Raw genomic sequence first — 8,496 nt, 5'->3', positions numbered from 1 at the left:
CCTCGGCCGCCCGGCGTCCCCGAAGCCGTCCGGCGGGCCGGCGTCGCCGCGCGGACGGCCGCCCTCGGGCCCGTTCCCGTACGGACGATCACCACGCGAACGATCACCGCGCGGACGATCACCACGCGGACGGTCGCCGCGCGGGCGGTCGTCACGGGGACGGTCGCCGCGCGGGCGGCGGCCCTGCGCCGAGGCCGGAGACCGGGAGGCGGAGCGGCTCATGGCTTGGCGGGGTTCCCGGCCATCTCCAGACGGCCCCAGACGAAGTCGGCCGGCTTCTCCACCGCGAGGCTGAGGTCCACCAGCTCGGAGAGGTTCGCGGGCTGCGCGCCGCCGGCCCGCTGCACCCACGACACGACCACGAAGTGGCCGTAGGTGTGCGCGTAGGCGGCGCTGAAGCCGCTGTGGAAGGGGGTCGCGCCGGACGGGTTGAGCGCGCGGACGAAGCCCGCGTTGGTCGCCGGGTCCAGGTTCCGGACGACCTGCTGCGCGCCCTCCTGGCTCACCATGTTCAGCACCGCGAACTGGCCGACGTGCTGCTTGTCCTGGCTCACGTACGCGCCGCGCGCGACCTGCGAGCACTGGAACTTCGCCAGGTCGGCCTGGAGCGCCGCGCCCCAGGTCGCCTGCTTGCAGTCGGCGGCCAGGTCCGTCCCGGCGAGCGTGAACGAGTACTTCTTGTAGGAGACCGTCTTCACGTCGGAGGGGAAGACCTCGCCCACGGTGATCGGGCGCTCGTCGTGCTGCCGGTCGGCCAGCCGGGCCATCTCCTTCTCGGGGGCCCACGGGGTGAAGGCGGTCGGGAGCAGCTTCTCCCCCGCCGTCGCCGCGGCCCCGCCGGATTTCTTGTCCCCGCCGGAGACCAGCACCGCGCCGACCACGGCCGCGACGACCACGGCCAGCGCGACCGCCCCGCCGATGAGCAGCTTCGGGTTCAGCCCCTTCGGTCCCTTGCCGCCGTCCCCCGCGGAGTCGGCCGGCCAGAAGTCGCGCCCGCCGGTCTTGGTGCCGGACGGGGATCCCGCCGGGGTCGGTCCCGGGGTGGCGCCTGAGTCACGAGCCTCGATCACAGTGCGGGAGCCTATCGTTCCAGCCGCCCACGCGCGCACAAAAGGGCGTTTCCGGTCGCTACACCCCGGCCCGGCACGGCGCCCCGGCGCCCCCGCGCGGTCACAGTCCGGACTGGCCGATCAGCGCGCCCACCCCGAAGGTGATCGCCGCCGCGGCCCCGCCGAACACCAGCTGGCGCAGCCCGCTGAACCACCAGGACCGCGTCGTCACCCGCGCCACCAGCGCGCCCGCGCCGAACAGGCCGAGCGCCGCCACGATCGCGGCGGGCCACAGGTTCTGCGCGCCCAGCAGGTACGGCAGCACCGGCAGGATGGCCCCGACCGCGAACGACACGAACGACGACCCGGCCGCCACCAGCGGGGACGGCAGGTCGCCCGGCGCGACGCCCAGCTCCTCGCGGGCGTGCACCTCCAGGGCCTCCTCCGGGTCGCGCGACAGCTGCCGCGCGACCTCCGCCGCCGTCACCGGGTCCACGCCGCGCTTCTCGTACAGGGCCGCGAGCTCCCGCTCCTCGGCCGCCGGGTGCCGGGCCAGCTCCAGCCGCTCGATCTCGATCTCGGCCAGCGCCAGCTCCGACTGGGAGGCGACCGAGATGTACTCGCCCGCCGCCATCGAGAACGCGCCGGCGGCGAGCCCGGCCAGCCCGGCGAGCAGCACCACCTGCTGGGAGGCGTTGCCGCCCGCGACCCCGGCGATCAGCGCGAAGTTCGACACCAGGCCGTCCATCGCGCCGAACACCGCGGGCCGCAGCCACCCACCCGTCACGTCCCGGTGCTGGTGGTGATGCTCGGCGAGCATCTCGGGCTCCTCGGCGGTCAGTCCCCCCATGGCGGCTTCTTCTTTCCCTATTTCGCGTCCCGGACGGGCTCGGCCTTGCCCGCACCGGTGTCGGTCTCGTCCGCCGGAGCGGTCCCGCCCGCGGCGTCGTCCTCGTCCTCGGTCTTGTCGCCGCGCCCGGCCCGGGGCTTGCGCGGCTCGGCCTCGGCGTCGGCCTTGACCTCGGCGTCGGCGTCGGCGTCGGTTTCCGTCGCGGAGTCGGCCTCGGGCTCTGCGGCGGTCTCGGGCTCGTCCTTCGCCGTCTCGGCCGGGGGCTCCGGCGCGGACTCGGCGGCGGTGGCGGGCTTCGGGGAGGTCGGAGAGATCGTACCGTCCGCGCCCTCGATGTCCGTTTCGGGGGCAGGGTCGGGCACGTCGTCCGCCTTCGCCGCGCTCTCCGGGTTCTCCGTGCTCGCCGGGTTCTCCGTCTCGTGCGCCGGCGTCGGCTCGGCGGTCTCCGGCTCGTCCGCGGACGGCTCGGCGGCGACGTCCTCCGCCGTGCGGCCGGGCTTGTCGTCCTCCGGCGCGTCCTCGGGCTCGGGCCCGGCCGGCGGGGTGTCCCCGGACTCCTCGGCCTTCTCGACGGCGGGCTCGGCGGCGGGCTCGGCCTGGACGGCGGGCTCGACCGCGCCGACGGCCTCCGGGCCGGTCCTGCCGCGGGCCCAGTACAGGTAGGCGACCGCGCCGAGGAAGACGATGATCGAGGTCCAGTCGTTCAGCCGCAGCCCGGCGACGTGGTGGGCGTCGTCGATCCGCAGCGCCTCGATCCAGAAGCGCCCGACGGTGTAGGCGGCGATGTAGAGCGCGAACGCGCGGCCGTGGGTGAGCCGGTAGCGCCGTCCGGCCCACAGCACCAGGACGCCCACGCCGACGCACCACAGCGACTCGTACAGGAACGTGGGGTGGTAGGTGGCGACGTCGGCGTACTTCGGGTCGAGGGTGCCGTCCGCGGTGCGCGGCCGGTGCGCGGGGTCGATCTTCAGGGCCCAGAAGGCGTCCAGCGGACGGCCGTAGAGCTCCTGGTTCCACCAGTTGCCCCAGCGGCCGATCGCCTGGGCGAACGCGATGCCGGGCGCGATCGCGTCGCCGAGCGCCAGCACCGAGATGCCCCGGCGGCGGCAGCCGATCACCGCGCCGACCGCGCCGAGCACGACGGCGCCCCAGATGCCGAGGCCGCCCTCCCAGATCTTCAGCGCGTTGACCGGGTCCCTGCCGTCCCCGAAGTAGCGCTGGTAGTCGGTGATGACGTGGTACAGGCGCCCGCCGACCAGGCCGAACGGGACGGCCCAGACGGCCACGTCGATCACCGTGCCGGGCTGGCCCCCCTTGGCCGCCCAGCGGCGTTCGCCGAGCCAGACCGCCACGACGATGCCAAGGATGATCATCAGGGCGTAGGCGCGGATCGGGATCGGCCCGAGATGCCAGACGCCCTGGGAGGGACTCGGAAGGAAAGCCACCGGCTGCATGAGCGTTGACGTTACCGCGTCCAGCGGATAAGGGGGCGCACGTCCCGCACCGGAAACACCCGATCGCCGAATCTTCCGGGCGGAACGGTAACCGGAGAGACGGTGGACCCCCGTTCCGCCGTCGCCTGCGCGGCTCCGGGCGGGCCGCGGCGCCCGCGGATCCGGCGGGCGCACGGCCGTCCGTCCGCTACCGGCCCCGGGCCTGCTCGACGGCCTGGGTCAGCTCCTGCTTGCTGTTGACGGTGAGCTTCCTGCCGTCCAGGAACATCGTCGGCGTGCCCTGGACGCGCCGGGTCTCCAGGGCGTACCTGGTCATCTCGGCGACCTGCGGCCTCTTCTGCATGTCGCGGACGCACCGCTCGAAGTTCGCGTCCGTGACGCCCAGCTGACGTCCCCACTTCACCAGCTCGTCCGGGGTGAAGCCGGTCTTGCCCTCCTCGGGCTGCGCCTTGTAGAGGGTGTCGTGGTACGACAGCCACTTGTCGGCCGGGACGCACAGGGCCGCGTTCGCGGCGCGTTCGGAGTTGCCGCTCAGCGGCTCCTGCTGGAACAGGTGGAACGGCCGGTAGACCAGCTTCGTCCTGCCCTGCGCGGCGAGCTGCCGCATGGTGCCGCCGAGCGCGGCCTCCAGCGCCTTGCAGCCGGGGCACTGGAAGTCCTCGAACAGCTCCAGGACGGGCTTGGAGACGCCCGCGGCGGCCATCGCGACCGATCCGTCCGGGTTCCGGGTGACCGGCGCCGACGGCCCGTCGTAGGGCGCGGCGGTCACGCCCCCCTCCCTGCCCCCGCGGTTGGCGACCAGGATCACCACCAGGACGATCAGCACCGCCGTGGCCACCACGCCCGCGATGATCAGGAGGAGCCGGTTGCGGCGCTCCCGCGCGGCGCGCGCCGCCCGTTCCGCCGCCATCCGTTCGCGCGCCGTGCGCGTCCTGTCGGCCTTGCTCATCGATCCCCCGATCGGCTCGCCCTCTTGCGCTGACGCTTGCAGAGCGTAGTGGTCGAACGGTCACCGTGCGTGACAGGCGCGGGCTGGGACCGGGAGAAACGGCACCGGAGAAAAGGCGACCGGCCGGCCACATCCCGCACGAGGAGCGTGCGGGATGTGACCGGCCGGTGGGCCGATCGCGGTGCCCGTCCGTCACGCCCGTCGCGTCCGTCCGGACGGGCAGACGGACGCGGCGGACGGCCGGACGAACGGACGGGGCGGATCAGACGCCGGTGAGGGCCTTCTGCAGCGCGTTCGGGTCGAACATGGCGTTCTGGTCGAGCGGCTTGCCGTTGACGAGGACGGACGGCGTGCCGGCCTTGCCGCCGTACTTCGCCTCGAGCGTCTTGAGCCCGTCCTCGTTGTTCTTCTTGACCTGCGAGGCGTACTTCTGGTCCGACACGCACTTGGCGAAGTCGCCGGTCGCGCCCGCGGCGGCACCGAACTTCTTCAGCGTGTCGACGCTCAGCGCCTTCCGCTCGTCCGGCTGGTTCTGGTAGGCGACGTCGTGGAACTGCAGGAACCTGCCCGCGTCGGCGGCGCACCAGCCCGCGACGGCCGCGCGCGGCGAGCCCTCGGGGTTCACGAACGACAGGATGTGGTAGTTCACCGTGATCTTGCCCTCGGCGGCGAGCTGCTTCACGGTGTCACCGCTGGCCTTCTCGAACTCCTTGCAGATCGGGCACTGGAAGTCCTCGTAGAGGTCGACCGTCGGGCCCTTGACGCCGGGCTTGCCCATGACCACGGTGCCGTCCGCGGTGACCTTGACCGGGGCGGTCGCGCCCTTGTAGAAGTTCGCGCTGAGGTTCTTGCCGTCCCCGCCGGACTTGTCGGAGTTCATGGCGACGACGGTGACCACGACGGCCACGGCCACCACGACGACGGCGCCCAGCACCGCGGTCAGCAGGCGGACCTGCTTCTGCCGCGCCTGCTGACGCCTGCGCTCCTCGGCCAGGCGTTCCCGGGCCGACCGCTCCCGTGCGGCCTTGCTCATTGATGCTCCTATGGGTGGAGGTGCTGCTCTTCGACGCTGGTCAGGGGGCTAGTCGGTCTGGCCGAGCCGCCGGAACTCGTCGGCCAGGACGAGGACGAAGAGCAGGATAGTGATGATGTGGACCCCGGTGCACCACAGGCAGATCTTGTCCAGCACGGCCAGCTCGACGGTCACCAGGTAGACGACGAACAGCACGCCGAGCGCGGCCGACCCGAGCCGGGCCCAGCGGAACAGCGGCGCGGCGTTGTTCAGCGCCCACGGCGTGATCAGGACGGCGAAGCCGACGAAGAACAGCAGGCCGAGCAGCGGCAGCGGGACGCCGAGCAGCTTGGAGTACTTGCTCGTCGTCACCGCGTGGCAGTCGATCGTGGCGTTGGCCGAGCAGACCAGGGCCTTCTGGTCGTAGTGCGTGTAGGTCAGGTAGATCGAGATGGCGAGGCCGGCCAGCGTGAGCGGCCAGGCCAGCGCGGGGAACCAGCGGCCGCCCGCCGAACGTGCCGGCGCCGCGTCCGCCCGCGCCGCCGCTGTCTCTTGCGTCATCGGTTGATCCTTCCACGACCGCCCGTCCAGGGCCGCCCGTCGCGCCGGGTCCGCGCGGGCGACACCACACCATACGGGACGGCGACCTGACTCATCAGCATGAACCGACGGGGCGTCGGAGGGAGTTCCCGAACCCGGCTGTGACTTTGCCGGGATCCTCCTGCCCCACGCCCCGGTCACGCCATCCGGCCCCGCTCCGCCTCGGTGGCGGGACGGGGGCCGGACAGACGAGCGGAGGTGGTCAGATCTCGCGGCGGACGCCCCGGGCCAGGTCGGCCGTGAGGGCCCGGACGGCGGCGAGACCGGCGGCGGCGTCGGGCGCGTCCAGCAGGCGGCGGATGAACGCCGAACCCACGATCACCCCGTCCGCGAACCCGGCGACCTCGGCGGCCTGCGCGCCGTCGCTGACGCCGAGGCCGAGCCCGACCGGGAGGTCCAGGCCCTGCTTCTCGATCGCGGCGCGCGTCCGCTCCACCAGCCGCGGCGCGCCGGTGTCCACGGCGGTGCGGGCGCCGGTCACGCCCATCAGGGACGCGGCGTACACGAACCCCCGCGAGACCGAGGTGATCTTCTCGATCCGCTCGTCGGTGGAGCTGAGCGCGACCAGGAACACCCGGTCCAGGTCGTGCGCCTCGGCGGCGGCCAGCCAGTCGCCGCCCTCCTCGGGGGTGAGGTCGGGGGTGATCAGGCCCGCGCCGCCCGCCGACCGCAGGTCGCGGGCGAACGCGTCCACGCCGTACCGGTCCACGGGGTTCCAGTAGGTCATGACCAGCGTCGGGACGCCGGTCTCGGCGACGGCCTCGACGGTGCGGAACACGTCGGCGACCCGCGCGCCGCCGACCAGCGCGCGGTGGACGGCGTCCTGGATGGTGGGGCCGTCCATCATCGGGTCGGTGTAGGGCAGGCCGATCTCGATGACGTCGCAGCCCGCGTCGACCATGGTCCTGGCGGCCTCGATCGCGCCGTCCACGGACGGGAACCCGGCGGGCAGGTAGCCGACGAGCGCGGCGCGCCCCTCCGCCTTCGCCTTGTCGTAGGCGGTCCTGACGCTGCTCACTGGGCCTCTCCCTCGGGCATCAGGCCGAAGAAGCCGGCGGCCGTGTGCATGTCCTTGTCGCCGCGCCCGGACAGGCAGACGACGATCGTGGCGTCCGGGCCGAGCTCGCGGCCCACCTTGGCCGCGCCCGCCAGGGCGTGCGCGGACTCGATCGCCGGGATGATCCCCTCGGTGCGGCAGAGCAGCGAGAACGCGTCCATGGCCTCGGCGTCGGTGATCTCGCGGTACTCGGCGCGTCCGGTGTCGCGCAGCCAGGAGTGCTCGGGGCCGACGCCGGGGTAGTCGAGCCCGGCGGAGATCGAGTGGGTCTCCATCGTCTGGCCGTCGCCGTCCTGCAGCAGGTAGGTGCGCATGCCGTGGATCACGCCGAGCGACCCGCCGACCAGCGTGGCGGCGTGCCTGCCGGACGCGACGCCGTCGCCGCCCGCCTCGAACCCGAACAGCCGCACGCCCTCGTCCGGGACGAACGCGTGGAACATGCCGATCGCGTTGGACCCGCCGCCGACGCAGGCGACGACCGCGTCCGGCAGAGCGCCGGTGAGCTCCAGGCACTGCCGCCGCGCCTCGACGCCGATGATCCGCTGGAAGTCGCGGACCATCATCGGGAACGGGTGCGGCCCCATGACCGACCCGATGACGTAGTGGGTGGTGTCGACGGACGCGACCCAGTCGCGGAACGCCTCGTTGCAGGCGTCCTTGAGGGTGCGGCTGCCGGTCCGCACCGGGACGACCTCGGCGCCCAGCATCCGCATCCGCGCGACGTTGAGGGCCTGCCGCTCGGTGTCGACCTCGCCCATGTAGACGGTGCACTCCAGGCCGAGCAGCGCGGCGGCGGTGGCCGTGGCCACGCCGTGCTGGCCCGCGCCGGTCTCGGCGATGACGCGCTTCTTGCCCATGCGCCGGGTCAGCAGCGCCTGCCCGAGCACATTGTTGATCTTGTGGGAGCCGGTGTGGTTGAGGTCCTCGCGCTTGAGCAGGATCCGGGCTCCCCCGGCGTGCCCGGCGAACCGCTTCGCCTCGGTGAGCAGGCTGGGCCGCCCGGCGTAGTTCGCGAGCAGGTCGTCCAGCTCGGCGGTGAAGGACGCGTCGGCCCTGGCGGCCTCGTACTCGGCGGTCAGTTCGTCCAGCGCGGCCATGAGGGCCTCGGGGGCGAACCGCCCGCCGAAGGCGCCGAAGTGGCCGGTCGCGTCCGGGACCGGGGACCCGGACGACAGCGTCGTCCGCGAGGAGACGGCGGGAACGCCGGAAGCGCCGCGCGCGGCGTCGATGGTCATGGGTTGTTCTCGTCTCTGCGTGAGAGGGCTCGTCTGGTCAGTGGGATGCCGGACGAGCGCGCCATCGTTCGCGCAGCGGTTCAGCGAGCATGCCCGTACCCTACCGCCAACCGTCCGGGCGCACCGTCGTCCGGGCCGGGACGACACCGACCTCTGCCCGGCCGGACCGCCTTGGCTCCCGCGGCGGGGCGCGGACGTGGCATGCGAGCGCCCGGCCTCCTGCGGAGAACCGGGCGCGGCGGGTCGGCGGGGGCGCGGGCGGGTCAGCCGCCCTGGCGGAGGGCCGGGTG

The 8,496-nt window shown here is 73.4% G+C and carries 8 protein-coding genes; all 8 read right to left on the bottom strand.

Translation table 11 applies throughout. From position 1 onward, the window contains the following. Positions 1-218: 218 nt before the first annotated feature. Positions 219-1,070 carry a hypothetical protein gene (locus DZF91_RS32600; protein WP_117360897.1) on the bottom strand — a complete coding sequence of 284 codons (852 nt, stop codon included), beginning with the start codon at positions 1,068-1,070 and terminating at the stop codon, positions 219-221. Positions 1,071-1,170: 100 nt separating this feature from the next. Further along, a complete protein-coding gene (locus DZF91_RS32595; protein WP_117360896.1) occupies positions 1,171-1,899 on the bottom strand; it encodes a VIT1/CCC1 transporter family protein in 729 nt (242 codons plus the stop codon). A gap of 17 nt (positions 1,900-1,916) precedes the next feature. Further along, a complete protein-coding gene (lgt, locus tag DZF91_RS32590; protein WP_117360895.1) occupies positions 1,917-3,353 on the bottom strand; it encodes a prolipoprotein diacylglyceryl transferase in 1,437 nt (478 codons plus the stop codon). A 187-nt stretch (positions 3,354-3,540) separates the two neighbouring features. Then, a complete protein-coding gene (locus DZF91_RS32585; RefSeq protein WP_117360894.1) occupies positions 3,541-4,302 on the bottom strand; it encodes a DsbA family protein in 762 nt (253 codons plus the stop codon). Between the two features lie 262 nt (positions 4,303-4,564). Further along, positions 4,565-5,335: a DsbA family protein gene (locus tag DZF91_RS32580; RefSeq protein WP_117360893.1), complete on the bottom strand. Its 771-nt coding sequence runs from the start codon at positions 5,333-5,335 to the stop codon at positions 4,565-4,567. A 48-nt stretch (positions 5,336-5,383) separates the two neighbouring features. After that, positions 5,384-5,875 (bottom strand): vitamin K epoxide reductase family protein, encoded by a 492-nt coding sequence (locus tag DZF91_RS32575; protein WP_117360892.1) that lies wholly within the window; start codon positions 5,873-5,875, stop codon positions 5,384-5,386. Positions 5,876-6,116: 241 nt separating this feature from the next. Further along, on the bottom strand, positions 6,117-6,932 hold the full coding sequence (trpA, locus tag DZF91_RS32570; protein ID WP_117360891.1) for a tryptophan synthase subunit alpha: 816 nt from the start codon (positions 6,930-6,932) through the stop codon (positions 6,117-6,119). Continuing rightward, positions 6,929-8,146, bottom strand: coding sequence for a tryptophan synthase subunit beta (trpB, locus tag DZF91_RS32565; RefSeq protein WP_235834736.1), 1,218 nt, complete (start codon positions 8,144-8,146; stop codon positions 6,929-6,931). The genes trpA and trpB overlap by 4 nt, the downstream gene beginning before the upstream one ends. Between the last annotated feature and the right edge of the window lie 350 nt (positions 8,147-8,496).

Origin of the sequence: Actinomadura logoneensis (assembly GCF_003428695.1) — a bacterium.
GTDB classification, from domain to species: Bacteria; Actinomycetota; Actinomycetes; order Streptosporangiales; family Streptosporangiaceae; genus Spirillospora; species Spirillospora logoneensis.
Note: the sequence above shows the minus strand (reverse complement) of the source record. Positions and strands in the feature narration are given on the sequence as shown.